This is a genomic window from Streptomyces sp. NPDC041784 (assembly GCF_055591025.1).
The window spans coordinates 231,732-257,281 of the sequence record NZ_JBVJAB010000004.1; the positions used below are offsets into that span (position 1 = coordinate 231,732).

Annotated in this window: 16 protein-coding genes and 1 pseudogene; 6 read left to right on the plus strand and 11 right to left on the minus strand. The window is 73.2% G+C overall.

Annotation, left to right across the window (positions count from 1 at the left end; translation table 11 throughout):
- Window positions 1-10: 10 nt before the first annotated feature.
- From ACZ6D7_RS10500 to ACZ6D7_RS10510, 3 genes are all read right to left on the minus strand, one after another.
- A complete protein-coding gene (locus ACZ6D7_RS10500; protein WP_469486721.1) occupies window positions 11-3,643 on the minus strand; it encodes an ATP-dependent helicase in 3,633 nt (1,210 codons plus the stop codon).
- A 110-nt stretch (window positions 3,644-3,753) separates the two neighbouring features.
- Window positions 3,754-7,068, minus strand: coding sequence for an ATP-dependent helicase (locus ACZ6D7_RS10505; RefSeq protein WP_469486724.1), 3,315 nt, complete (start codon window positions 7,066-7,068; stop codon window positions 3,754-3,756).
- A gap of 320 nt (window positions 7,069-7,388) precedes the next feature.
- A complete protein-coding gene (locus ACZ6D7_RS10510; protein WP_469486727.1) occupies window positions 7,389-7,775 on the minus strand; it encodes an MGMT family protein in 387 nt (128 codons plus the stop codon).
- A gap of 186 nt (window positions 7,776-7,961) precedes the next feature.
- Between ACZ6D7_RS10510 and ACZ6D7_RS10515 the strand changes: the two genes are divergently transcribed.
- The 3 genes from ACZ6D7_RS10515 (at window position 7,962) to ACZ6D7_RS10525 (ending at window position 13,956) form a co-directional block, all read left to right on the plus strand.
- Window positions 7,962-10,646: a lysylphosphatidylglycerol synthase domain-containing protein gene (locus tag ACZ6D7_RS10515; protein ID WP_469486731.1), complete on the plus strand. Its 2,685-nt coding sequence runs from the start codon at window positions 7,962-7,964 to the stop codon at window positions 10,644-10,646.
- Between the two features lie 73 nt (window positions 10,647-10,719).
- Window positions 10,720-12,264: an alpha/beta hydrolase gene (locus ACZ6D7_RS10520; RefSeq protein WP_469486733.1), complete on the plus strand. Its 1,545-nt coding sequence runs from the start codon at window positions 10,720-10,722 to the stop codon at window positions 12,262-12,264.
- A gap of 138 nt (window positions 12,265-12,402) precedes the next feature.
- Window positions 12,403-13,956: an alpha/beta hydrolase gene (locus tag ACZ6D7_RS10525; protein ID WP_469486737.1), complete on the plus strand. Its 1,554-nt coding sequence runs from the start codon at window positions 12,403-12,405 to the stop codon at window positions 13,954-13,956.
- Between the two features lie 65 nt (window positions 13,957-14,021).
- Here ACZ6D7_RS10525 and moeZ read toward each other — a convergent pair whose 3' ends face one another.
- The 8 genes and pseudogenes from moeZ to ACZ6D7_RS10565 all read right to left on the minus strand — a co-directional run bounded on the left by moeZ (window position 14,022) and on the right by ACZ6D7_RS10565 (window position 23,692).
- Window positions 14,022-15,200: an adenylyltransferase/sulfurtransferase MoeZ gene (gene moeZ / locus ACZ6D7_RS10530; RefSeq protein WP_469486743.1), complete on the minus strand. Its 1,179-nt coding sequence runs from the start codon at window positions 15,198-15,200 to the stop codon at window positions 14,022-14,024.
- Window positions 15,201-15,263: 63 nt separating this feature from the next.
- A complete protein-coding gene (locus tag ACZ6D7_RS10535; RefSeq protein ID WP_469486745.1) occupies window positions 15,264-16,022 on the minus strand; it encodes a spherulation-specific family 4 protein in 759 nt (252 codons plus the stop codon).
- Window positions 16,010-16,972 carry an NAD-dependent epimerase/dehydratase family protein gene (locus ACZ6D7_RS10540; RefSeq protein WP_469486748.1) on the minus strand — a complete coding sequence of 321 codons (963 nt, stop codon included), beginning with the start codon at window positions 16,970-16,972 and terminating at the stop codon, window positions 16,010-16,012. Before ACZ6D7_RS10540 ends, ACZ6D7_RS10535 begins: the two co-directional genes overlap by 13 nt.
- 274 nt (window positions 16,973-17,246) lie before the next feature.
- The gene (locus ACZ6D7_RS10545) at window positions 17,247-18,641 is read right to left on the minus strand and encodes a hypothetical protein (RefSeq protein ID WP_469486750.1); all 1,395 of its coding nucleotides are present in this window, start codon (window positions 18,639-18,641) and stop codon (window positions 17,247-17,249) included.
- Entirely contained in the window at window positions 18,638-20,509 is a 1,872-nt protein-coding gene (locus ACZ6D7_RS10550; RefSeq protein WP_469486756.1) for a DUF3492 domain-containing protein, read from the minus strand. Before ACZ6D7_RS10550 ends, ACZ6D7_RS10545 begins: the two co-directional genes overlap by 4 nt.
- Window positions 20,510-20,882: 373 nt before the next feature.
- A pseudogene (locus tag ACZ6D7_RS10555) lies at window positions 20,883-21,182 on the minus strand (ABC transporter substrate-binding protein); the annotation flags it as partial.
- Window positions 21,183-21,186: 4 nt separating this feature from the next.
- Window positions 21,187-22,485 carry a DUF3152 domain-containing protein gene (locus ACZ6D7_RS10560; RefSeq protein WP_469486763.1) on the minus strand — a complete coding sequence of 433 codons (1,299 nt, stop codon included), beginning with the start codon at window positions 22,483-22,485 and terminating at the stop codon, window positions 21,187-21,189.
- Window positions 22,486-22,720: 235 nt separating this feature from the next.
- The gene (locus ACZ6D7_RS10565; RefSeq protein ID WP_469486767.1) at window positions 22,721-23,692 is read right to left on the minus strand and encodes an alpha/beta fold hydrolase; all 972 of its coding nucleotides are present in this window, start codon (window positions 23,690-23,692) and stop codon (window positions 22,721-22,723) included.
- A 198-nt stretch (window positions 23,693-23,890) separates the two neighbouring features.
- Here ACZ6D7_RS10565 and ACZ6D7_RS10570 point away from each other — a divergent pair, with 198 nt between their 5' ends.
- From ACZ6D7_RS10570 to ACZ6D7_RS10580, 3 genes are all read left to right on the plus strand, one after another.
- The gene (locus tag ACZ6D7_RS10570; RefSeq protein ID WP_469486770.1) at window positions 23,891-24,109 is read left to right on the plus strand and encodes a hypothetical protein; all 219 of its coding nucleotides are present in this window, start codon (window positions 23,891-23,893) and stop codon (window positions 24,107-24,109) included.
- A gap of 246 nt (window positions 24,110-24,355) precedes the next feature.
- Window positions 24,356-24,997, plus strand: coding sequence for a TetR/AcrR family transcriptional regulator (locus tag ACZ6D7_RS10575; RefSeq protein ID WP_389345070.1), 642 nt, complete (start codon window positions 24,356-24,358; stop codon window positions 24,995-24,997).
- A gap of 146 nt (window positions 24,998-25,143) precedes the next feature.
- Window positions 25,144-25,371: a DUF3107 domain-containing protein gene (locus tag ACZ6D7_RS10580; RefSeq protein WP_030784015.1), complete on the plus strand. Its 228-nt coding sequence runs from the start codon at window positions 25,144-25,146 to the stop codon at window positions 25,369-25,371.
- Window positions 25,372-25,550 lie beyond the last annotated feature (179 nt).

Below are 25,550 nucleotides of genomic sequence, written 5' to 3' on the forward strand. Positions count from 1 at the left end.
GGTCACGAGCCTATCGGCCCGCGCCGACATCCTCGCCGGGCGGTTGTGCACGGTCTTCTTGCGCGGCCGGCGCCTCCTGATCGCCGGGAACGCCGTCCTCGCCCGTCAACAGGCGCTCCAGGGCGGCACGATCGGGCAGGCCGTCGGGCCGGACGACCTCGCCGGTGCGTACATAGAGGAACGCCGCTGTGACGGATTCCACGGGGACACCCTGCTGCTCGGCCCAGGCGAGCCGGTACAGGGCGAGCTGGAGCGGGTCCGCGGTACGCAGGCGGCTGGTCTTCCAGTCGACGATCTCGTACGTCGCCGTCTCGCCGTCGCCCTCCTTGTAGACGGCGTCGATCCGGCCCCGTACGACGCGTCCGGCGAGAGCGAGCTGGAAGGGCGTCTCGACACGGTAGGGGGTGCGGCGGGCGTACTCGGTGCGTTCGAAGGCGTCCTTGAGAGCCTCCAGGTCGTGTTCGTCGGCGATCTCCGCGTCGGCGCCCGGCAGGTCGTCCGGTTCCAGCAGCGGAAGCGTCAATTCCTCGAAGCGGGCCTCCACCCACGCGTGGAACCGGGTGCCCCGGCGCGCGGCCGGTTGTGGCGGGCGTGGCATGGGGCGTGCGAGTTCCTGCGCGAGACCGTCCGGGTCGGCGGCCAGGCGCAGCACCTGCGAGGCGCTCAGGGTCGTGGGCAGGGGTACGTCCGTGACGCTGCGGCGGGCGCGCAGCAGCTCTCCGGAGAGCGCGTCGAGATCGCGGTCCCAGGAGTCGAGGGTGCGGGCCTCCTCGGGGGTGAGGCGGTCGCGGCGGGCGGTGGGAGCCGGGTGGGGGCGGACGGCGGGCGGCTCGGGGGCCGTGGCCTGGTGGGGGACGGCGGGGCGGGGGCCGGTGGGGCGGCTGGCGGTGGGGCGGCTGGCGGCCCAATCGTCCCAGTCGGCGGGGTGCTCGGCGGGACCGGCGTGCGGGTCGTCGTGGAACGGGTCGGCCTCGTCGTACGGGTCGTACGGGTCGTACGGGTCGAACGGGTCGGAGGAGCCGGAGGACTCGTGGGAGTCGTGTGCGTCGTAGGGCGGCTCGTCCTCGTCGGGCGGCGGGGGCCAGTCCGGGTCGTCGTAGGTGTCCGGGTCGTGGGTGGCCGCGGGGTGGCCTGCCTCGGGGGAGGCGAGGTTCTCCAGGTGGGCGAGGACGGTCTCGGCGGCGGCGCGGCGGCGGGCGAGCGCGGCGTCGTCCAGCGGGAGCGGCCAGACCTGATCGGCCCGTGCCCGGTGCAGGGTGGGGTTCTCCTCGTCCTCCGCCGGTTCGTCCGCCCAGGCCTCGATCTCGCCGTGTCCGGCCGCGCAGTGGTCGTACAACGCCTGGAGGAAGTCGGAGGGGCCGCGGGGCTTCTTCTGGGTGGGGCCCCACCAGTGGCCGGAGCCGAGGAGGAGGGAGCGGGGGCGGGTGAAGGTGACGTAGCCGAGGCGGAGTTCCTCGGTGTGCTGGTGGTCCTTCATGGCCTCGTGGAAGGCCTTCATGCCCCGGGAGTCCCAGGCGTCGATGTCGGGGAGGGTCTCGGCGTCGCCGCGCAGTCCGTGCGGCAGCACCTTGGCCTGGGCGGTCCACTTCTCGCGGCCCTGGCCGCTGGGGAAGGTGCCGTTGACCAGGCCGGGGACGGCGACGACGTCCCACTCCAGGCCCTTGGACTTGTGCGCGGTGAGCACCTTGACGGTGTTCTCGCCGCCGGGGAGGGCGTTGTCGAGGCCTTTCTCGTACTGGGCGGCGGTGCGCAGGAAGCCGAGGAAGGCGAGCAGGCTCGCCTCGCTCTCGCCGGCGGCGAAGGACGCGGCGACGTCGAGGAAGTTCGACAGGGTCTCGCGGCGGCGGGCGGCGAGGGCGTGCGGGGACGCCGACAGTTCGACCTCGAGGCCGGTGACGGCGAGGACGCGGTGCAGGACGTCCATCAGCGGGTCGGACAGGGAGCGGCGCAGGTCGCGCAGTTCGGTGGCGAGCCGGGCGAAGCGCACGCGCGCGTCCGGCGAGAAGGGCAGGCCGTCGTCCCGCGCGCCCCCCAGCGGCGTCTCCAGGAAGGTGTCGAGGGCGTCCGCGAGCGATATCACCTCGGAGGGGTCGACCCCCTCGACGGCCTCGGCGAGACGGCGGTCGGGATCGTCGCCGTCGTCCCCGCGCGCGTGGGACACGAGCAGCCGTGCCCGCCGGCCCAGGAGGGCGAGGTCGCGCGGGCCGATGCGCCAGCGCGGGCCGGTGAGCAGCCGGACCAGGGAGGCGTTGGCGCCGGGGTCCTGGAGCACCTCGCAGACGGCGACCAGGTCGGCGACCTCGGGGAGGTGCAGCAGGCCGGAGAGGCCGACCACCTCGACGGGCACGTCCCGGGCGACCAGCGCGCCCTGGATCTCCGCGAAGTCGGTGGCGGTGCGGCACAGCACGGCGATCTCGCCGGGCGCCTTGCCTGTGTCGACGAGATGGGCGATGGAGTCGGCGATCCAGTCGATCTCCTCGGCGTGGGTGGTCAGCAGGGCGCAGCGGACCACGCCGTCGCGTTCGGCGCCGGGTGCCGGGCGGAGGGCCTCCACGCCGGCGTGCATGGCGCGCAGGGGTTCGGCGAGGCCGTTGGCGAGGTCGAGGAGGCGGCCGCCGCTGCGGCGGTTCTCGCTGAGCGCCTGGCGGGTGGCGGGGGCTCCGTCGGCGTGGGCGAAGTGCTCGGGAAAGTCGTCGAGGTTGGCGACGGAGGCGCCGCGCCAGCCGTAGATGGCCTGGCAGGGGTCGCCGACGGCGGTCACGGGGTGGCCGGTGCCGCCGCCGAACAGGCCGGCGAGAAGGATGCGCTGGGCCACCGACGTGTCCTGGTACTCGTCGAGGAGGACCACCTGGAACTCGTCGCGCAGGATCCGCCCGGCCTCCGGGATCTGGCCGAGGCGGGCCGCCAGGGCGATCTGGTCGCCGAAGTCGAGCAGGTCGCGCTCGCGTTTGGCGGCCCGGTAGCGCAGCACCAGTTCGGCGAGTTCACGGCGGGCGGCTGCCGTCTCGGGCACTTTGCGCAGGTCGGCGTTGGTGAGCTTCGCGCCTTCCAGGGTGGTGAGCAGCCCGGCGTCCCACGCGCGCAGGTCCTCGGGGCGTACGAGGTGTTCGGCGAGTTCGGCGTCGAGGGCGAGGAGGTCGCTGACCAGGTCGGCGAAGGAGCGGGTGAGCGACGGGTAGGGGCCGGGGGACTCGCGCAGCACGCGTGCGGCGAGCTGGTAGCGGGTGGCGTCGGCGAGCAGCCGGGACGTCGGTTCCAGGCCGATGCGCAGTCCGTGGTCGGTCAGCAGCCGGCCCGCGAAGGCGTGGTACGTCGAGATCACCGGCTCACCCGGCGGGTTGTCCGGGTCGATCACGTCGGGGTCGGTGACGCCGGCCCGGACCAGCGCCTTGCGGACGCGTTCGGCGAGTTCACCGGCGGCCTTGTTGGTGAAGGTCAGGCCGAGCACCTGTTCGGGGGCGACCTGGCCGGTGCCGACCAGCCAGACCACGCGCGCGGCCATCACCGTCGTCTTGCCCGACCCGGCTCCGGCCACGATCACCTGCGGCGCGGGCGGCGCGGTGATGCAGGCCGTCTGCTCCGGGGTGAAGGGGATCCCGAGGAGCTCCTTGAGCTGCTCGGGATCGGTGATTCGGGCGGGCATGTCGGAGAGGCTAGCGGCGGCCACTGACAGTCGATGACAAATCGCCCGCCGGGGCGAAGGAAGCGCAGGTCAGCACATGTGGTGCGGTCCGTCACACCACCTTGTTCAGTTCACTCCACGACATGGCGTCCCTCGGGCCGCGCGCTGCACGAGGCGCGGAAGGCGCAGTGCGTGCAGTGCTGGCCGGCGCTCGGGGTGAACCGCTCGTCGAGGACCTTGCCGGCGGCCGTGGCGAGCAGGTCGCCGACCCACTCCCCTTCCAGCGGCTCCTGGGCCTGCACCTTGGGCAGGGTCTCGCCGCCGTCCCGCTTGGCGGCGCCCTGGCGCAGCTGGACGAGTTCGGCGCCGCCCGGTTCGGGGCGCACCCCGTCGAAGGCCTCGTCGACGGCGCCCTCGCGGACGGCGAGCTGGTAGACGGCGAGCTGGGGGTGGTGCTCGACCTCGCGGGCGGTCGGGGCCTGCTTGCCGGTCTTGAAGTCGACGACATAGGCGCGGCCTTCGCCGTCCGCCTCGACGCGGTCCATCTGGCCGCGGATGCGCACCTCGTAGTCGCCCGCTTCGAGGGTGACGTCGAAGTCGTGCTCGCTCGCCACGGGCGTACGGCCCGTACGGTCCATGACGTGCCACTTCAGGAAGCGTTCGAGCGCCACGCGCGCGTGCTCCTTCTCCTGCGCCGACTTCCAGGGCGCGTCGAAGGCGAGCGCGTTCCACACGGAGTCGAGGCGCTCCATGAGGACGTCGAGGTCGGCCGGGGTGTGTCCGGAGGCGACCTCGTCGGCGAGGACGTGCACGACGTTGCCGAAGCCCTGGGCGGCGGTGGCGGGGGCGTCGGCCTTCACCTCGCGGCCCAGGAACCACTGGAGGGCGCAGGTATTGGCGAGCTGGTCGAGGGCGCTGCCGGAGAGCACGACGGGCTGGTCGCGGTCGCGCAGCGGCACCTTGCTCTCGGTCGGCTCGAACATGCCCCACCAGCGGTAGGGGTGCGCGGACGGCACCAGGGGCCGGCCGTCCTCGTCGGCGAGCGCGGCCAGCCGGGCGAGTCGGCGGGCGGCGGCCTCCCGCAGGGCGGCGGAGGCACGCGGGTCGACCGTCGTGGCGCGCAGTTCGGCGACGAGCGCGGCGACGGACAGCGGGCGGCGCGGGCGGCCCGTGACGTCCCTGGGCTCGACGCCGAGTTCGGTGAGGAAGCGGGAGGGCTGGTCGCCGTCGTCGGCGGGTGCCTTGACGGCGGTCACGACGAGCCGGTCACGCGCGCGTGTGGCGGCGACGTAGAAGAGGCGGCGCTCCTCGGCGAGCAGCGCGCCCGGGGTGAGCGGTTCGGCGAGTCCGTCGCGGCCGATGCGGTCGGCCTCCAGGAGCGAGCCGCGACGGCGCAGGTCGGGCCAGAGTCCCTCCTGGACACCGGCGACGACGACCAGGCTCCACTCCAGGCCCTTGGCGCGGTGCGCGGTCATCAGGCGTACGGCGTCGGGGCGTACGGCGCGGCGGGCGAGGGTGTCGGCGGCGATGTCCTCGGCCTCGGTCTCGGCCAGGAAGTTCAGGGCGCCGCGCCCGCCGGTGCGCTCCTCGGCGCGCGCGGCGGTGGCGAACAGGGCGCACACGGCGTCCAGGTCACGGTCGGCGTTGCGGCCGGCCGCGCCGCCACGCCGGGCGGCCCGCTCCAGGCGCGCGGGCCACGGGGTGCCCTCCCACAGGTCCCACAGCGCCTCCTCGGCGGTGCCGCCGCGCGCGAGACGGTCCCGGGCCGTGGCGAGCAGTGCGCCGAGCCGCTGGGCTCCGCGCGCGTACGTCGGGTCGTGGGTGACGAGCCGCTCGGGTTCGGCCAGGGCGCGCGCGAGCAGTGCGTCGGAGGGAGGCGGCAGCGGGTTGCCGGCGGCGCGCTCCTCCTCGCGCAGAGCGCGTCCCAGGCGGCGCAGGTCGGCGGCGTCCATGCCGGCGAGGGGGGAGGCGAGGAGGGTGAGCGCGGTCTCGGTGTCGAGCCAGCAGGCGCCCTCGCCCTCGGGGCCCTCGTCCGCTTCCGGCGGCGGCGCGGCCTCCGCCGTCGCCACCGCCCGCAGCGCCGTCAGCAGGGGCGCGACCGCAGGTTCGTGGCGCAGGGGAAGGTCGTCGCCGTCGATGTCGAGGGGGACGCCGGCTGCCGTGAGGGCGCGGCGGACCGTCGGGATGGTGCGGGAGCCGGCGCGGACCAGGACGGCCATGTCGCCCCAGGGGACGCCGTCCTCCAGATGCGCGCGGCGCAGGATGTCGGCGACGTTGTCCAGCTCGGTGCCGGGTGTCGGGTACGTGTAGACCTCGACGCGGCCGCCCTCGCGCGTGGCGGTCAGTTCGCGGTGGGCGCGGACTTTCTCCGCCGGGAGGCGGGTCAGGGGCATGCGCTGGGTCAGCAGCCGGGTGGCGGCCAGCAGGGCGGCGCGCGAGCGTCGGGAGGTCCGCAGGACCTCGACGGGGGCCGGGCGGCCGTCGGGGCGGGGGAAGGCGTCGGGGAAGTCCAGGATGCCGTTCACGTCGGCGCCCCGGAAGGTGTAGATCGACTGGTCGGGGTCGCCGAAGGCGACGAGCGTGCGGCCGCCGCCGGCGAGGGCGTGCAGCAGCCGTACCTGCGCGGGGTCGGTGTCCTGGTATTCGTCGACGTAGACGGCGTCGTACTGCGCGGCGAGCCGCTCGGCGACCTCCGTGCGGTGGGCGAGGAGGACCGCGCGGTGGACGAGTTCGGCGTAGTCGATCACGCCGTGCAGGTCGAGGACGTCGAGGTACTCGGCGAGGAAGGAGGCCGCGGCGCGCCAGTCGGGGCGGCCGATGCGGGCGGCGAAGGCGTCCAGCGCCTCGGGGCCGAGGCCCAGTTCGCGGCTGCGGGCGAGCACCGCGCGGACCTCGTCGGCGAAGCCGCGTGTGGTGAGGCAGGCGCGCAGTTCGTCCGGCCAGCGCACGTGGGCGAGGCCGAGCCGTTGCAGATCGAGCTGGCCGGCCAGCAGCGCGCGGACGGCCACGTCCTGCTCGGGGCCGGACAGCAGCCGCAGCGGCTCCACGAACAGGTCGGCGTCCTGGTGGGCGCGGACCAGGGCGTAGCAGTACGAGTGGAAGGTGGTCGCCTGGGGCGCGCGGGCGGCGCCCATGCGCAGCGCCATCCGGTCGCGCAGTTCGACCGCGGCCTTGCGGCTGAAGGTGAGCACCAGCACGCGCGCGGGGTCGCCGCCGCGGGCGATCCGGGCCGCCACGGACTCGACGAGGGTGGTGGTCTTCCCGGTGCCCGGACCGGCGAGGACGAGCAGCGGACCGGCGGTGTGGTCAACCACGGAGCGCTGTGCGGCGTCCAGAGGAGGGGGATCCGTCTGGGCCGGCCTGGTACGGACCAGTCGGTAAGCGCCACGGTTCCCCTGTCGCCCCTGGGGGTGCGACAGGTGCCTGGTGGAGGAAGAGGAGCTCACGTGGTTCGCCGGTCCTGGTGGGTGTGCTGTTGGTCACCGTCGGCGCGGGGCGCCGCCGGAGCGCGGTGGTGTCCGGGTGACGGGTGGGAGGACCAGGGCCCGGGACGGGCGGTGGTCGCGGGATGAGCGGGACGCGTGCAGCCGACGCTACGCCGACGGGCCGTACGGAAGCAGGGCTTCCGATTCTTCCCTCCCGGCCCGCACGCCACGCGCGCCCCGCGCCCCTCGAACGTACGCCATGCCACGGACGTGCCCGGTTCCTCCCGGTTCCCCCATACGGACCACGGGCTCCCCTCGGCCCCGTCCGATGGCGGAAGCTGTCAGGTGTGACCCTCCGCGCGTTCGCCGCCGTCCCACCGGGCCCGCTTCATGTCGAGGCGCGGCAGGTGGCCCTCGGCGACCCTGCTCGCCTCCTTCAGGGGCGTGCCCTCGGCGCGGTAGTGGTCCAGCGCCCGCAGCTCGTGCCCGGGCAGCAGCACCCCGTCGGCGCGCACCACGCGCCACCAGGGCACGGCTCCCCCGTACAGGGCCATCACCCGGCCGACCTGCCGGGGGCCGCCCTCGTCGAGCCACTCGGCGACATCCCCGTACGTCATGACCCGGCCGGGCGGGATCAGCTCCGCGACCCCGAGGACCCGCTCGGCGTACTCGGGCAGCGCGTCCGTGTACTCCGGGCGGGCGTCGTCCGGAAGGCTCTGCTCGCTCATCCGCCCCATCCTGCCGCACCGCACCGACAATGCGACGGGCCCGCGACCGAGCGTGACCCTCGTCCCCGGGCGGAGCTTCCGGCAGACTGTGCGCCCCCGCGTTTGCACCCTGATGCCCCCGTGTGTCGGTGGGGCATGCCACCATCGTGCGGGCGGTGACCGGTGATACGAGATCAAGAAGAGACGATGAAGCAGCAGGGTGTGCACCCCGAAAACGCTGAGGGCACCTCTGACGCCGCGTCGCGCCCGGAGACCGCCGACGACCCGCCGGAGGAGGTTCACATCGACGAGGTGGAGGGCGACGAACCGCTGCTCCCCGCGCGCGTGCACCGCCCGTCCGACCTGATGCGGCTGCTGGTGGGCGTCCTCGCGGTCATCGTGCTCCTGGGCATCGCCGCCTTCGCCCACGGGACGACCTCGGGCCTCGAACAGGACATCAACAAGGGCACCGGGCAGGCGCCCGACCTCCTCATCAAGATCGCCGGTCTGGCGTCCAGCATCGCGATCCTGCTGGTGCCGGTCGCATTCGCGATCGAGCGTCTGATCAAGCGCGACGGGCTGCGCATCGCCGACGGTGTGCTCGCGGCCGTCCTCGCACATGGTGTGACCCTCGCCACGGACCTCTGGGTCGCGAAGGCCGCCCCGGACTCGATCCAGGAAGCGCTCACCCAGCCCTCCCCCGGCGACATCCACGCCCTTACCGATCCGGTGCACGGCTATCTCGCGCCCGTCATCGCATACATGACGGCCGTCGGCATGTCCCGCCGTCCACGCTGGCGCGCGGTGCTGTGGATCGTGCTGCTCCTCGACGCCTTCTCGATGCTCGTCACCGGCTACACGACACCGTTCTCGATCATCCTGACGGTGCTGATCGGCTGGACCGTGGCGTACGGCACCCTGTACGCGGTCGGCTCGCCGAACGTCCGGCCCACCGGACGCACGCTGATGGCGGGCCTGCGGCACGTCGGCTTCCACCCGGTGAGCGCGGCCCGCGAGGAAGCGCCGGACACCTCCGAGACCGGTGACCGGGGCCGGCGCTACTTCGTCACCCTGGAGGACGGCCCGCCGCTGGACGTCACGGTCGTCGACCGCGAACAGCAGGCCCAGGGCTTCTTCTACCGCGCGTGGCGCAATCTGACGCTCCGGGGCTTCGCCACCCGCAGCAGCCTGCAGTCACTGCGCCAGGCCCTGGAGCAGGAGGCACTGCTCGCCTACGCGGCGATCGCCGCGGGCGCCAACGCGCCGAAGCTGATCGCGACCTCGGAACTCGGCCCGGACGCCGTGATGCTCGTCTACGAGCACACCGGCGGGCGCACGCTCGACTCGATGGCGGACGAGGAGATCACGGACGAGCTGCTGCGGGACACCTGGCACCAGGTGCGCGCCCTCCAGTCGCGGCGCATCGCGCACCGCAGGCTGGTGGGAGACGCGATTCTGGTGGATCGTTCCGGCACGGTGATCCTCACCGACCTGCGCGTCGGCGAGATCGCGGCGAACAACCTGCTGCTGCGGATGGACATCTCCCAGCTGCTGGTGACGCTCGGCCTGCGGGTCGGCGCCGAGCGCGCGGTCGCCTCGGCGGTGAGCCTGCTCGGCCCCGACACCGTGGCCGACTGTCTGCCGATGCTCCAGCCCATCGCGCTCAGCCGCTCCACGCGCGCGACGCTGCGAAGACTCGCCCGGGAGCGCGCGCAGCGCGAGCGCGAGGCGGTCCTGGAGGCGTCCCGGCAGGCCAAGCAGGCGCGTCTGGAGGCCGGGCACGACGAGCCGGCCGCCCTGGAGAAGCCCGACAAGAAGGCCGTACGCGCGGAGCAGCGGGCCGAGAAGCGGGCCATCGACGAGGCGCTGGAGGAGGCCCGCGAGGAGGATCTGCTGACGCAGATCCGGCACGAGGTGCTGTTGATCCGGCCGCAGGCCCCGGTCGAGCCGGCCCGGCTGGAGCGGGTGCGGCCGCGCACCCTGATCAGCTTCATCGCCGGTGCCATCGGCGCCTACTTCCTGCTGACCCAGCTCACCCACATCGAGTTCGGGCCGCTCGTCGCCAACGCCGAGTGGGGCTGGGTGGCCGCCGCGGTGGTGTTCTCGGCGCTGAGCTATGTGGCCGCGGCGATGAGCCTGCTGGGGTTCGTGCCGGAACGCGTGCCGTTCGTGCGGACGGTGGCCGCGCAGGTCGCCGGGTCGTTCGTGAAGATCGTGGCGCCGGCCGCGGTCGGCGGCGTCGCCCTCAACACGCGGTTCCTCCAGCGCGCGGGGGTACGGCCGGGGCTCGCGGTGGCCAGCGTCGGTGCCTCGCAGCTGTTCGGGCTGGGCTGCCACATCCTGATGCTGCTGTCCTTCGGCTATCTGACCGGCACCGAGAAGACGCCGTCGCTGTCGCCGTCCCGCACGGTCATCGCCGGTCTGCTGACGGTGGCGGTGCTGGTGCTCGTGGTGACGTCGGTGCCGTTCCTGCGGAAATTCGTCGTCACGCGCGTGCGGTCGCTGTTCGCGGGTGTCGTGCCGCGCATGCTGGACGTGCTCCAGCGGCCGCAGAAGCTGGTCACCGGCATCGGCGGCATGCTGCTGCTGACGGCCTGCTTCGTGATGTGCCTGGACGCGTCGATCCGCGCGTTCGGCGACGAGACGACCTCGATCAGCATCGCCAGTGTCGCCGTCGTCTTCCTCGCCGGCAACGCGCTCGGCTCCGCCGCTCCCACACCGGGCGGTGTCGGTGCCGTCGAGGCGACCCTGACGGTCGGGCTGATCGCGGTCGGCCTGCCCAAGGAGGTCGCCGCCCCCGCGGTGCTGCTCTTCCGGCTGCTGACGCTGTGGATTCCGGTACTCCCGGGCTGGCTCGCCTTCAACCACCTGACCCGCAAGGGCGCCCTCTAGCGCCCCACGGCGGCCGTACCTCGGACGGCCTGCGCCCCGCGCGCGTGGGTGGGCCCGGCCGCAGGATGGGATCATGCCGAACCCCTCCCGTCTGCGCGCCGCCGCCGTGACCGCCCTGCTGCTGTCCTGTCTGGTGGCCGGGTGCGGCGACGACGCCGAGGGCGAGGACGAGGATCTGACGGCGCAGAAGCTGGACTGGGAGGACTGCCCGGCTCCGTCCCGGGCGGAGGGCGGCGGCAGCGCCCCCTCTCCGCTGCCGAACGGCGACGAGTGGGAGTGCGCCACCATGAAGGCGCCCCTGGGCTGGGACGAGCCGGAGGGCGACACGATCAAGATCGCGCTGATCCGGGCCCGGGCGAGCGGCCTCGCCGGCGAGCGGATCGGGTCCCTGGTGTTCAACTTCGGCGGCCCCGGCGGCTCGGGTGTCAGCACGCTGCCCGCGTTCGCCGAGGACTACGAGAAACTGCGCACCCGGTACGACCTGGTGAGCTTCGACCCGCGCGGGGTGGGCCGCAGCGCCGGTGTGCGCTGCGAGAACGACCAGCAGCTCGACGCGTACTTCCAGCAGGACACGACGCCCGACGACGCCGCCGAGCGCACCACGCTGGTGGACAACACCGAGGAGTTCAACGCGGCCTGCGAGCAGCGCTCCGGGAAGACCCTGCCGCATGTGCGCACCACGGACGCGGCCCGCGACATGGACCTGATGCGCCAGGTCCTCGGCGACCGCCGGCTCCACTACTTCGGCATCTCCTACGGCACCGAGCTGGGCGGTGTGTACGCCCATCTGTTCCCGAAGAACGTGGGACGGGCCGTCTTCGACGCGGTCGTCGACCCGACGCAGACGTCCGAGCAGGGCGCGCTCGGACAGGCCAGGGGCTTCCAGCTGGCGCTCGACAACTACGCCGAGGACTGCACGTCCCAGGCCGAGGAGTGCCCCGTCGGGGACACGGCACAGGACGTGAAGGACCGGATCGCCCAGCTGTTGAAGGACCTCGACACCAAGCCGATCCCGGGTGCCTTCCCGCGCGAACTGACCCAGGGCGCCGCGACCAACGGCATCCTGCAGGCCCTGTACTCGAAGGACTTCTGGCAGTACCTCACCGAAGGGCTGGAGCAGGCCTACGAAGGAGACGGCAGGATCCTGATGCTGCTGTCCGACTCGATGAACGGCCGCAGCGAGAACGGCGAGTACAGCAACATCGCGGCCGCCAACGTCTCCATCAACTGCGCAGACGACAAGCCGCGCTACTCCGTCGCCGACGTGGAGAGGAGGCTGCCGCGGTTCCGCGCCGCCTCCCCGCTGTTCGGGGACTTCCTGGCCTGGTCCATGCTCACCTGCACCGACTGGCCGGTGCCGGGCGCCGCCGACCACCCGGACGTCAGCGCGCCCGGATCGGCGCCGATCCTCGTCGTGGGCAACACCGGGGACCCGGCGACCCCCTACGAGGGGGCGGGGAAGATGGCGGACGCGCTCGGCGAGGGCGTCGGCGTCGAGCTGACGTACCGGGGGCAGGGGCACGGCGCCTACGGCAGCGGGAACAGCTGCGTGCAGACGGCGGTGAACGGCTACCTCCTCGACGGCAAGGTGCCCGCCGCAGGGACCGTCTGCTCCTGACACCCTCCCCGGAATCGAGGAAACCCGCAGGTCAAAAGGTTATCCACAGGCTCGTCCGGGCGGGCCGTGATCCGCCTACCATGGCAGGACTGCCGTCCCGCCACCCGGCGCGGACGGTCCGCGAGGGGGGAAGTGCACATGGCGCGATTCCTACGGTGGACGGCACTGGGCGCCGCCGCCGCACTGCTGGCGACAGGCTGTAGCAGCGGCTCGTCCGACGACAGGGACGACGGCAAGGGAGGTACGGCGGACGCGCGTCCGTCGGCCGGCTCCTCGGCCACGACGGCGCCACTGCCGGCCTCGCTCACCGGACAGAAGCTCGACTGGGGGCGGTGCAAGGCCACCGCGGACTCCGCGCCGGGCAGCGAATGGAGCTGCGCGTCGCTGAAGGTGCCGCTGGACTGGTCGAAGCCGGAGGGCGCGACCATCGATCTGGCGCTGGTCCGCGCCACCTCCCGCGCCGACGGCGACAAGCGCGTCGGATCGCTGCTGTTCAACTTCGGCGGCCCCGGCGGCTCGGGCGTATCGACGCTCCCGGCGTACGGCTCCACCTTCTCCTCGCTGCGCGACAGCTACGACCTGGTGAGCTGGGACCCGCGCGGGGTCGGCCAGAGCGAGGGCATCCGCTGCCGCAGCAACAAGGACATCCAGGCCGCCGAGTCCATCGACTCCACCCCGGACACCCCGGCCGAGGAACAGGCGTACCTCAAGGACGCCAAGGACTTCGGCCAGGGCTGTCGGCAGGCCGCCCGCTCCCTGCTCGGGCATGTCTCGACCACGGACACGGCCCGCGACATGGACCTGATGCGCCAGGTCCTCGGCGACTCGCGGATGCACTACTTCGGCATCTCCTACGGCACCGAACTGGGCGGCGTGTACGCCCACCTGTTCCCGAAGAACGTCGGGCGGCTGATCCTCGACGCGGTCGTCGACCCGAGCGCCGACGCGGTGGGCCACGCCGAGAACCAGGCCCGGGGCTTCCAGCGCGCGCTCGACGACTACCTCAAGTCCACGGGCCAGGACCCGAAGCAGGGCAGCGCCGAGATCGCGGACCTGCTGGACCGGATCGACAGCGACCCGCTGCCGACCTCGGACGGCCGCGAGCTGACCCAGGCGCTCGCCATCACCGGTATCGTCCTGCCGCTCTACAGCAAGGAGGGCTGGCCGAGCCTGACCAGCGCCCTGGAGGCGGCGAAGGACGGTGACGGCTCCGAACTGCTGTCGCTCGCCGACGCCTACAACGAGCGGGACACCACGGGGGGCTACGGCACGACGACCCACTCGCAGCGCGTCATATCGTGCTTGGACGACAAGCAGCGGCCGACCGCCGAGGAGACCAAGAAGCTGCTGCCGGAGTTCGAGAAGATCTCGCCCGTCTTCGGCGACTTCCTCGGCTGGGACACGGCCGGCTGGTGCCACGACTGGCCGGTGGCCGGGCAGTTCGACACCCCGGAGGTGAGCGCGGCGGGTGCGGCTCCGATCCTGCTGGTCGGCAACACCGGGGACCCGGCGACGCCGTACGAGGGCGCGCGGAAGATGGCCGACGAGCTGGGCAAGGGCGTCGGTGTGCTGCTCACCTGGAAGGGCGAGGGGCACGGTGCGTACGGCAGCGGGAGCGACTGTGTCGACTCGGCGGTGAACGCGTATCTGCTGAAGGGCACGGTGCCGAAGGACGGCACGGTCTGCTCATGACGACGGCGGGGGCTTCGGGCACCCGTGGTGCGCGAAGCCCCCGCCGCTCGGACGGTCGGGCCCGGTCAGTAGACCGGCTTGCTCGGCTCGATCTGGTTGACCCAGCCGATCACACCGCCACCGACGTGCACGGCGTCCGCGAAGCCCGCGGACTTCAGCACCGCGAGGACTTCCGCACTGCGGACACCCGTCTTGCAGTGCAGAACGATCTTCTTGTCCTGCGGCAGGCCCTCCAGGGCGGTGCCCAGCAGGAACTCGTTCTTCGGGATCAGCTTGGCGCCCGGGATGGAGACGATCTCGTACTCGTTCGGCTCGCGGACGTCGATGATCTCGATGCTCTCGCCGTCGTCGATCCACTCCTTGAGCTGCTTGGGAGTGATCGTCGAACCGGCGGCCGCCTGCTGGGCCTCCTCGGACACGACGCCGCAGAAGGCCTCGTAGTCGATGAGCTCGGTGACGGTCGGGTTCTCGCCGCAGACCGCGCAGTCCGGGTCCTTGCGGACCTTGACCTGGCGGTACTGCATCTCCAGGGCGTCGTAGATCATCAGTCGGCCGACCAGGGGCTCACCGGTGCCGGTGAGGACCTTGATCGCCTCGGTGACCTGGATGGAGCCGATGGACGCGCACAACACGCCCAGGACACCGCCCTCGGCGCAGGAGGGGACCATGCCCGGCGGCGGGGGCTCCGGGTAGAGGCAGCGGTAGCAGGGGCCGTACTCGGACCAGAAGACGGAAGCCTGGCCGTCGAAGCGGTAGATCGAACCCCATACGTAGGGCTTGTTCAGCAGCACGCACGCGTCGTTGACCAGGTAGCGGGTCGCGAAGTTGTCCGTGCCGTCGACGATCAGGTCGTACTGGCTGAAGATCTCCATCACGTTCTCGGCCTCGAGCCGCTCTTCGTGAAGGATCACGTTCACGTACGGGTTGATGCCCAGGACGGAGTCGCGCGCGGACTCGGCCTTGGAGCGGCCGATGTCGGCCTGGCTGTGGATGATCTGGCGCTGGAGGTTCGACTCGTCGACCTCGTCGAACTCCACGATGCCGAGCGTGCCCACGCCCGCCGCCGCCAGGTACATCAGCGCCGGCGAGCCCAGGCCGCCGGCGCCCACACAGAGCACCTTGGCGTTCTTCAGCCGCTTCTGCCCGTCCATCCCGACGTCGGGGATGATCAGGTGGCGGGAGTACCGGCGAACCTCGTCTACGGTCAGTTCAGAGGCTGGCTCGACCAGGGGTGGCAGCGACACGGGGACTCCGTTGGTCGGTCGATCACTACAGTTGTTCTCCCTGCAACACTGTCATGGGCTTCTTCATTCCGAGACACCCGTTCCGATCCGCGAGACGATGTCGTCCCAGTAGCCGGGCATGGCCTCCCAGGGGTCGCACCGTCCCCCGAGGTCGTGACGGTCGGTGAACCAGATCGTCGCCGCACCCTGCCAGCGGGCGATGCGCAGCGCCTCGTCGAGATGGCCGCGGGGCACACCGTGCACGAAGTGGCAGAAGCGCTCGGGGGGATGGTCCGCCGTCCACTCGGCCACCTGCGACCAGCGGTAGTCGCTCCACGAGCCGGAGAAGCTGACCACCTGGTCGGCGAGGTCGGCGTAGCCATGATGAGGGTGGATGCCGTGGCCGAGGACGATGTGGGGCGCGTCACGGAGCGTGCGGAGCGTGGTGACGGTGCGACGGATCTCGGGAAGCGTGGCGCGGTCGCTCGGGCAGCGATCCAGGAGGAAGCCGTCGACCTGGTACCAGTCGAGGTAGCGCTGCGCGTCGGCGATCCGCTCGGCGAAGGTGCGGAAGCCGTGGGCGGTGTCGATCCGGCCGAGGACGCGGACGCCGCCGTTGCGCAGACGGCCCGCCGCCTGCAGGCAGTGCGGGTCGGGGCGGACGCCGGGACCGCCGGCGACGTCGAGGACCACCCAGTGCAGGGGGGTGCCGGGGCGGGCGAGGTCGCCCCACTCGGCCGGCGCGAGGAGGGGATGGGCGATGCCGGGGACGCCGAAGCCCGTGCGGATGTCGGTGGTCCCGGTGCCGGCGGTGCCGGCGGGAGTGCCCGTCAGATACGACATGCCGCCTCCATCCAGATGTCGGCGAGGGACTCCTCGAGGTTGATCCGGGGCCGCCAGCCGAGCCGGTCGCGGGCGGTGCGCACATCGGCCTGCTGCCAGCTGCCGCAGCCGTCCGGGTACGGGTACGCGACCGGGGCGGCGTGGTCGGAGTCGGGGCGGGGGTGGCCGATGGTGGTCCGGAGGTGGCCGCCGGGCGGTCCGTCGAGTTCGTGGAGCGCACCGCCGTATCCGGCGACGCGCGCGAGGATCGCGGCGGCGTCGCGAAGTCGGACGGCGCGGCCCGAGCCGATGTTGATGACGCCCTGGGCGGCGGAGAGCGAGGCGGCGTGCACCGCGCGGGCTACGTCCCGGACGTCGACGAAGTCGCGCTGGGCTCCGAGGCCGCCGAGCTTGAGTTCGCCGTCGCCGGACTGCATGGCACGCCGCATGGCCTCGGCGAGGCGCCCCAGCGGGGATCCGGCGGGGGTGCCGGGGCCGGCCGGTGAGAAGACGCGCAGGACGACGGCGTCCAGACCCGAGCCGAGGACGAGTTCGGTCGCGGCGAGCTTGCTGACGCCGTACGGCCCGCCGGGGCGCGGCACGGCGTCCTCGGCCGTGGAGGAGCCGGGCTGGCTCGGACCGTACTCGGCGCCGCAGCCGATCTGCACCAGCCGGGCTCCGCAGCCGCTGCGGCGCAGTGCCTCGCAGACGGTGGCGACGGCGACGGTGTTGTGCCGGGTGAGCTCTCGGGCGCCGCCGCGGGTGGCGCCGGCGCAGTTGACGACGACCTGCGGGTGGACCGCGTCGAGGAACCGGGTCAGCGCGCCGGGGCTGCCGCTCGCGAGGTCGAAGCGGACGTCGGCGTCGTCGCCGCGGCCGAGCGCGGTGAGCTGGACGGCCGGGTCGGCGAGCAGGCGGTCGGCGACGAAGCGGCCGAGGTAACCGTTGGCTCCGATCAGCAGGACCCTCATCGTGCGGCCCTCCGGGTGTGCGTCGCGGCTGGTCCGGGTGCTGCGGCTGCTCCTGTGACCGCGGGGGCTCCTGCGACCGCGGGGGCCCCGGTGGCTCCGGTCGCTCCGGATCGGGAGGTGGTCATCTGGTCTCTCCTTACAGGGGTGTTGCGCTTGCCTGCGGCTTGGTGGAGGAGCGCGTGCGTCGTGCGGTGGTCGGCGCACGGTGGGGGTGGCGCGGCGCGCGGGGTTCGGGGGGCGGCGGGGCGCCGGTGTGCGGGGGCGGGGCCGGCCGTCAGCACGGCGGGGCCGTTCGGGCGTGGGCCGAGGCCCTGGTCAGGGTGCGGGCGGCGTGGACGAGCAGAGTCAGGGCCGCCGCCGCGCAGACGAGGACGGGGACGGCGGCCGGGCCCCGGGCGGTCACCAGGGTCTCCACGGGGACGGCGAGGAAGCCGCAGCCGGGGAGGCGGCCCGCGAAGACGGTGGCGACGGCGAGCGCCTCGGCCGCCGCGGCGCCCGGGAGGACGACCGCCGGGGCGCGGGTGGAGCCGTGCACGGTGAGGAGGCGGGCCAGTAGCAGGAGCGCGCCCAGTGTGAGGGTGGTGGCGTGGCCGGCGGGCTCGCCCAGGACCGCCGCACAGAGGGAGGTCAGTGCGGCGAGTGCGCACAGGTGCACGGCGAACGTACCGAGCAGCAGCGGTCGTACGGAGGCGGCGAACTCCTCCAGGCCACGGCTGGCGTCCAGACGGCGGCGGGCGCGGACGGAGAGGAGGTGGGCGCACCAGGCGGCGGGCGCGCAGGACAACGTAAGGGTGAGGACGGGTGTGGCGGCGAAGGGCCAGGCGGCGTCCGCCGTGCCGGTGGGCAGGCCGTCGGGTCCGCCCGCGACGGCGGCGCGCAGCAGGCCGTCGCCGAGGGCCGCGTAGGCGAGCAGCCAGCAGGTCCAGGTTCCGGTGCGGTGCGCGCCGGTGCGGGTGCCGGCGCGTCGGCTCAGCGGGCCCCGGCGCAGGGCCGCGCGCAGGGCGAGGAGCACGGCGAGGACGCCCACGGCGACGATCAGGAGGCATGTCCTTCCGTGGGTGAGGCGCAGGCCGGTGACCGTCGCGGCGCACAGGGCGCCCGGCAGCAGGGTGAGCAGCGCCCAGTCCAGGCGGGGCCGTGGGAGCGCGGTGGGCGCGGGGCGCGAAGGCGGGTCGCCGTCGCGGGGGACGCGGGCGTACATCTCCTCCGCGAGGGAGAAGACGTCCCGGTGCCGGAAGCGGGCGGCGGTGCGGTCGGTGACGCCGTGCGCCTCCAGACCTGCGGCGATCTCCAGCGGGTCGACGGCCCGTTCGCACAGTTCACGGTGACGGTGCATCAGGGCCTTCACCGGGTCCACGGCGCCGCGACCGGGAGCAGCGGGGCCGGTCGGCCTGCGGGCGTCACCGGGGGCGTCATCGGAGGCGCCCGCGCCGGGGCGACCCTGCCCCCGCGTACCGGCGCGCACGCCCTCGTACGCCCCCGGCTCCGCGCCGGAGTCCGACACGGGCGGGCGGTCCTCCTCCGCCGTGTACGCCGCGCGCCACTTCCCGGGGTCGGCCGCGTGCCCCTCCCCCACGGCCCACTCCCCCGACCGCTCGTCCCCGTCCCCGTCCCAGGACCCTTCGCCCGCCGGGGCCCCCGGCCGGTCCAGTTCACCGAGCCCGCTCATCGCGCTCCCTCCGCCGCCGGAACCGTGGAGACAGAGGAGGCGGGGGAAACAGGAGAGACAGGGGAAACCGGCGAAACAGGGGAGACAGGGCCGCTCGGCGAGGTCCCCCGGACCGGCGGTCCCGCCGCCCACCCCGGTCCGCGCCGGGCGGCGGTGACCCGTGTCCCCAGGCCGGTCCACCGGCCGGCCAGCCGGGCCTCGGCCGGGACGGCGAACGGGAGCGGGTCGCCGGCGTCGTCGAGGGCGAACCGGCGCATCGGGCTGCGCGAGACGATCTCCAGGTAAATGCCATGGAACGCCGCGACGTTCTGCTCGACCGTGAAGAGTTCCAGGGCGCGTGCGCGGGCGGCCGCGCCCAGGCGCGCACGGCGCTCGGGGTCGCGCAGCAGCGCCCCGCACGCCTCGGCGAGCGCCCGCGGATTGCGCGGCGGGACGACCAGTCCGGTCCCGCCGATGACCTCGACCACCGCACCGACGTCCGTGGACACGGTCGCCCGGCCGCAGAACATGGCTTCGACCAGGCCGACCGGGAACCCCTCCACGACGCTGGACAGCACGACGACGGCGCCGGCCGCGTACGCCTCGGCGAGCGTGGACGCTTCCGGGCCGCCGATCTCCTCGAAGGAGACCGGGTTGTCGCCGACGGCGTGGGGCCCCTCCGCCTCGTCGGGGAAGAGCTGCGCGGCCAGCATCCGGCAGTGGTGGAGGTAGGCCTGCCCCTCGGGCCCGCCCGGCGCGCCGATGATCCGCAGCCGGGCCCGGGGCTCCGCCCGGCGGATCTCGGCGAAGGCGTGCAGCAGGGACACCAGGTCCTTCGCGGGTTCCACCCGGCCGACCCAGACCAGCGTGTGCGGGTCGGCGCCGTCCGGGCCTTCGCCCACCTCGGCGAAGCGGTCGGCCGCCATGCCCGGGTAGACCGTGCGCAGCTTGGCGCGGTCGGCCCCGCAGCGCTCCTGCCAGCGGCGGGCGTGCGCGTTGCCGGGCGTGATGTACGCCGCCTGCCGGTAGACCTCGGCGGCGAGCCGCCCGTGGAAGGCGGCGAGCAGGGCGCGTACGGCGGGAGCGGCCTCGCCGGACGGCGCGTCGGGCGCCCCGGAGCCGAGATAGTGCGACCGCAGCCGCACCCCGTACTCGGTCACCAGCAGCGGCACGTCGAAGAAGTGCCCTGCCAGCAGCCCGGGCAGCGCCGCGACACCGCCGGACGCGGCATGACACAGGTCGACCGAGCCGAGACCGCCGAGACGGCCAGGGCCACCGAGGCCGCCGGGACCGCTGAGGCCGCCGGGGCCTCTGACGCGACGGGAGCCGCCGCGGCCCTCGCCTCCGCCATCTCCCTCGTACCAGTCGAGCGACAGGGGGCGCAGGGCGCGTTCGAGGTGTGCGGCGACGGTGAGGAGATCGGGTACGCGCGCCTCACGCGCCGTGCGCAGCGCGCCGGGCGCGCGGCAGGCGCGCTCCAGGGCGCGCACGGCACCCTCCGAGCGGAGGGCGCCCACCAGCCCGCCTTCGTCCCGCGCCAGCTCGGCGAGGCCGTAGAGAGCGTTGGCGAAACGGTCCGCCTGAGCAGCGGAGTCGCCGCCTTCGCAGAGCGCGGCGACCAGCTCGCCGTAGGACTCGGTGAAACGCCGGCGTGCGCGCCTGCCGTACGCGACCCCGTCGTCCTCGGCCGTCCACAGCGGTGCCGTCCGCACCCCCCTGACCTGCGGCGGAAGCTCGACCAAGCCCGCTTCCTCGTGCTGTGGGCCGCAGCTGAGCGCGTAGATCTCGAACTCGTGCTGCCCGAGCCCGCGCACGAGCCGGTCGCACCAGAGTCCGGCGTCGCCGCTCACATACGGATAGCCACCCTCCGTCAGCAGTCCGATGCGCACGCACGCACCCCCGATCTCCCGTTTGGGGAGCCGCCGTTGACCCGGCGGCTCGCAGCGGGAAGAACGTATGCGGACAAGAGGGTGGCGCGACGGACGGTTGTCCGTCGCACCACCAAAAGGGGTGAACGGTCGTAACTTTCCCGTACGGATGGCGTTCCGTCGCGCTAAGAGATCACTTGAGCGCGAAACGTTACGCCCGCGGCGCGGGGCGGAGGCCAGACCACGGCCGGCCCCTCTCGCCCGTCCCGCCACCCGTCCCGCCCCTCGTCCCCCCGCCCGGCCTCCCGTCTCATCAGCGCGACGACGGCCGCCGCGACGAGGGCGGCACGCCGCGCACGCGCCCGCCGCCAGAACTGACGGAGCGAGAACGGTCTCACTCAGCGGACTGCTTGACCGCGACCTGGGAGGGATCCAGGACGCCGTCCCAGTCGCTGATGACGATGTTGCGGACGTCCTGGCCGTACAGCCGCTTGTAGACCGGGTGGAACAGCGGCACGGTCAGCGCCTGTGCGCCGATCTTCTTGTCCAGTGCGCCCCACCGCTCGGCGGCGTCAAGATCGGTCACCTTGTTGATCGCGTCGATCTCGGCATCGACCGACGTGTCGTTCAGGAAGCCCGTGTTGAGGTTCGCGTCGTCCTTGACGATCTGCCGGCCGTCGAAGATCGGGGCGAGTTTGTCAACTCTTGGGATACGCCCAGGGGTTGGGCAGACAGCGGATCCCGCCGCGGTCGAGGAATTTCGTCTGCTGCTGCATGACGGGCGCGAGGTCGCCGTTCTTGTCGCAGGTCACATGTTGGTAGCCGAGCCGGTGGCCGACCTCGTGATTGATCAGCATCTGCCGGTAGGCATGGATCGCGTCACCATAGGTGGTGGATCCCTGTGCCCACCTGTACGCATTGATCATGACGCGTTCGGTGGCGGTCGAGTTGCAGGAGACGTTGTCCTCGGTGGTGTCCAGGCCGGACTTGGCGCACCAGTCGGCGGTGGTGCCGGGGCTGGCGAGCGTGATGACGAAGTCGGGCTCGCCGGAGTGGATCCGCTCGAAGGTGCGCGCGCCGTTGTGCGCCCAACTGCGGTCGTCGTTCAGCGTCTTCTGCACGGCCTGCGCGAAGAGCGCGCCGTCCAGCCCGAGGCCCTGCTCCACGTCCACGCGGTAGGTGAACTTCTGCCCCTTGCCGGGCGCCTTGTCGATGCCGGGGATCGCGTCGAACTTCCCCGATCCGTCGAGCTTGGGGCTCAGCTTGTACGTGGCGTCCATCTTCTGGTCGTACGTCAGGGTCACCGGCCCGGAGGGCACGGAGGGCACGGACGGGCTGGGCGTGGCGGACTGCACGCGTTCCCGCGCCTCCTGGGCCGCCTTGTCGCCCGCGGACCGCGACCGGACGGCGTCCTCGTCGCCCGTGTCGGTGACGACCTGTCCGGCCACGACGACGGCCAGCACGGTGGTGACCGCGGCGGCGGCGATACCGGTGAACGCCCGGCCCTTGGCACCCTTCCCGGGTGCCGGCTCCCCGGTGGGCGGCGCGTCGCCGTCGTCCGGGCCCGGGCGGGCCGGGGCGGCCGCGTCCGTGTCCTCGTCCCGGTCGACGACCGCCGCGTACGGGTCGGCCGCGGAGGACAGGTACGGATCCCTCGCACGGGTGGGTACGTAGGGGTCGGCCGAGCGCGGCGGCGCGTACCCCTCTCCCGCGCGCGTGGCGGCGTACGGCCGTCCCGCGCGCGTGAAGACGTCGTCGTCCCCCTCGAAGGCGTCGAGGTAGTCCTGGCGCGGCCCCTGCGGAGGCATCGGTCGCTGACGCGGCAGCACCGGCTGCCCGGTGCCACCGGCCGGCCTGCCCCTCGGCTCGCCCCAGCCGCCGCCGGCTTCCCGCTGCTCGGGATGGCCGCCGCGCACACGCGGGACGCCGTGGGCGGGGGTGCCGTCGGGGTACCGGGGCACACCGTGGGCCGGAGTGCCGTCGGGAAGGCGCGGCATCCCCCGCGCGGGAGTGCCGTCGTAGGGCCGGGGCGGCGCGCTCGTCGGCCCGCCCGGGAAAGCCCCCCGAGGCGCGCCACCGGCTCCCGCCGCACCACCGGAACCGGCGACACCACGGGACCCACCGGCCCCAGCGGCCCCACCAGTCCCCCCGGTTCCAGCGCCCCCTCCGGAACCGGTCTTGGGCGCGCTCTTGGGCGCGGGTCCACGTCGGCTGTGGCGTCCCACCTGTGCCTCAGCCCCCCGCGTTCGCGTTCGCGGTCTCGGCGAGCAGTTCGCGGAACGCCGTGGCCACCGTCTCGGGGTACTCCATCATCGCGACGTGCCCGGCGTCGGGCAGGGTGAGCAGACGGGAGTCACGGAAGGCGTGGGCGGCCCGCCGGGCCATCCGGAAGCCGACGAGCTGGTCGCGGCCGCCGTAGACGAGGAGGGTCGGGGCGAGGACCCGTTCGGCCTGGCGCCACAGCCCGTGCTGGCCGCCAAGCGTGTAGGCGCTGAGCAGCCCGCGCGTGGACCGCGTCAGCGCGTCCCAGAAGTACGGCAGCTGGAGCCGCCGTTCCAGCTCCTCCACCGCGTACCGGAAGGCATCCGGGGAGACCCGCCGGGGATCGCCGTAGCACAGCGCCAGGACGCCGCGGACGCGCTGTTCGGCCGTCCACTCCCGGGTGAGCCGGCTGAAGAGCGCGGCCACGCCCGGCAGGCCGACCAGCCCGGTGGGCACCGCGGTCCGCTGGACGCGCAGCTCGGGCAGCGCGGGCGAGACCAGTGTCAGGGTCCGGACGAGGTCGGGCCGCACCGCGGCCACGCGTGTCGAGACGGCGCCGCCCAGCGAGTTGCCGAGGAGGTGGACGGGGCCGCGGTCGGAGGCGTCGAGGTAGCGGATCACGGCACGCGCGTGTGCCGTGATGGAGTAGTTGCCGTCGTCCGGCGGCGGGGAGTCGCCGAAGCCGGGCAGGTCGACGGCCTCGCTCGCCACGACGCCGTCGAGCAGCGCCATCAGCGCGGACCAGTTCTGCGAGGAGCCGCCGAGGCCGTGCACGAACAGCGCGGGCGGAAGCCCGTCGCGCGTGGGCGGCCGGGAGCGGATCGTCAGCGTGGTGCCCGGCAGCCCGACCGACCGGAGTCGCTCGCCCTCGGCGACCCTGACGGCGGCCGCCTTCGGCAGCACACTGGTGGGCGGCACGGAGGGCAGCTCGGTCGAAGACATGCGGGCAATGTTACGAGACGATCACGTCGAGCTTTGTGTGTTCGGCGTCACAGGCGTGGGGCGGGCGGGTGGAGATACCGGCGCGATTCGGGGGCACATCGCATAGCGTCCGAAACGGGTGTCTCCTAGGCTCGTACTGAGGGCACCCGCTTGTGGCCCCTGCATCTTTCAGGGACGTGCGTAGGAAGGGAGCCCAGCATGGCCGTTGATCCCACCGACCCCGGGACGTTCGAGGAAGACGACGACTTCGGGGAGATCGACGTCGAGGCGCCGGAGAACGATGCCGCCGAGCAGTACGCGGACGTCACACCGGAGCACGACGACCCCCTGGAGAACGTGGACCCCGCCCGGGCGAACGAGGCCGACCTCGCCGAACAGGCGCGCGTCGTCTCGCTCGACGAGGACGACTACCGCTGACCGACCACCGCTGACGGACCGACCACGACTGACGGACGGGCGCCGACGGACGGGCGACCGAAGCGGCACGCGCCGAACGGGAGTGGGGCCGCATTTTGCCCGGACCGACCTGATTAAAACCTTCTGTACTACTTTTGTGATCGTCCGGTCCGTGAAATTCTGCGCTCGCACCGCGCACACCAGGGTTACCGAAAAGTACGATGGCCGCGCGGCGCACACCGCAAGAGGACGACTTTGGGAGGCGGCGTGACAGCCATCGAGCAGACCGAGGCGGCGCGCCCGCGAGGCACGCGCCTGCCGCGCCGTGCCCGACGGAACCAGCTGTTGGGCGCCGCCCAGGAAGTGTTCGTGGCACAGGGCTACCACGCGGCCGCCATGGACGACATCGCCGAGCGGGCCGGCGTCAGCAAGCCCGTGCTCTACCAGCACTTCCCGGGCAAGCTCGACCTCTACCTGGCGCTGCTGGACCAGCACTGCGAGTCGCTCATCCAGGCCGTGCGCGGCGCGCTCGCCTCGACGACCGACAACAAGCAGCGCGTCCGCGCGACGATGGACGCCTACTTCGCGTACGTCGAGGACGACGGCGGCGCGTTCCGTCTGGTCTTCGAGTCGGACCTGACGAACGAGCCGGCGGTGCGCGAGCGCGTCGACAAGGTCACCAACGAGTGCGCCGAGGCGATCTGCGACGTCATCGCCGAGGACACCGGTCTCTCGCGCGCGGAGTCCATGCTGCTCGCCTCCGGCCTGGGTGGCCTGGCACAGGTCGTGGCGCGCTCCTGGCTGCACAGCGACCGCAGCGTCCCGCGCGACCAGGCGGTGCAGCTGCTGGCCTCCCTGGCGTGGCGCGGCATCGCCGGTTTCCCGCTGCACGGCATCGAACAGCACTGACGAGGACCCTGGTCGCAGATTTGTTCCCGCCCGCTGTTCGCTCCTGGCGTGGACGGCCGAACGGTATCCGTCCCCTCACCGGGCTAATGTGTGCAGCGTACGGCGCGGACGCCCGCGCACTCAGTGACCGTCGGAGGGACATAGCCGTGGAGGTCAAGATCGGCGTGCAGCACGCGCCCCGCGAGATCGTTCTGGAGAGCGGTCAGACTCCCGAGGAGGTCGAGCGCGTGGTGGCCGAGGCACTGGCCGGCAAGTCGCAGCTGCTCAGCCTCGTGGACCAGCACGGCCGCAAGGTCCTGGTGCCGGCCGACCGTCTGGCCTACGTCGAGCTGGGCGAGCCCGCCCCGCGCAAGGTGGGCTTCGGCGCGCTGTAGACACATGCCTCGAGGCGAAGGGGCCCGGGGGGGGGGGGGGGGGGGGGGGGGGGGGGGGGGGGGGGGGCGGGGGGTGGGGGGGGGGGGGGGGGGTGGGGGGTGGGCGTGCCCGCGTCCGCTCGCCCACGGTTGTATACCCTAGCTGCACGTGGGACACCGAAAACCACCAAAAAACAAAG